The 779-nt window shown below is 67.8% G+C and carries 1 protein-coding gene; it reads right to left on the reverse strand.

The features are described from left to right. Nucleotides 1-779, reverse strand: a 779-nt coding sequence (locus ACXAG7_RS19900) for a hydantoinase/oxoprolinase family protein (protein WP_476667917.1), incomplete at both ends; no start/stop codon positions are given.

The following is a 779-nucleotide window of genomic DNA, read 5'->3' on the forward strand; positions in this document are numbered from 1 at the left end:
CGGCTGCCGGTGATCGCGCCCGAGACATCTGCGGCCCCAAGCGGGCGTTCGGGCAGGGCGGCTTTCTGCACCAGCCCCAGCGCCTCGGCGCGGAAGGTGACACAGAGGATACGTTCGCCCTCGACGGCAAAGCCGTAGAGCCGTGTATGCGCCTCAGTGAACCGCTCTTCGAGCAGCTTGAGCGCCGCCGCGTCGAGCGGGCCGTCCGGCACCGGGATCGACAGTTCGTAGTTCTGGCCCTCATAGCGCATGTCGATGCGGCGCGTGCTGCGACGCTTGCCCTCTGCGATGGCCTCTTTTTCAAACCATGCGCCGGTTTCCTCCTCGACCTCGCGCAGTGCCTCGGCGATCGGGGCGAGGCTGCTCTCCTCGAGCGGCAGGATGCGGGTAGAGGAGAAATCGGCGCGCAGATCGGTCAGCAGCAGGCCCATGGCGCAGAGCGTGCCCGGCGTGCGCGGGATGATGACGCGCGCCATGCCCAGTTCCTGCGCCAGCCGCACCGCATGCAGCGGACCGGCACCGCCGAAGGCCATCAGGGCATAGCCGCGCGGATCGTGACCGCGCTGCACCGAGATCACCCGGATCGCCTTGGCCATATTGGCGGTGACCACCGAGATGATGCCCTGCGCCACATCCATAGTGTCCGTGCCCAGCTGATCGGCCATCCGGCCAAGCGCCTCGACGGCGAGATCGCGGCGCACGTCCATGCGCCCGTCGAGAAGGTGGGTGGGGTTGAGCACCTGCAGCACGATATTGGCATCGGTGACCGTGGGTTCGGT

The sequence above is a fragment of the Tenacibaculum sp. AWR4_210 genome (assembly GCF_056160945.1).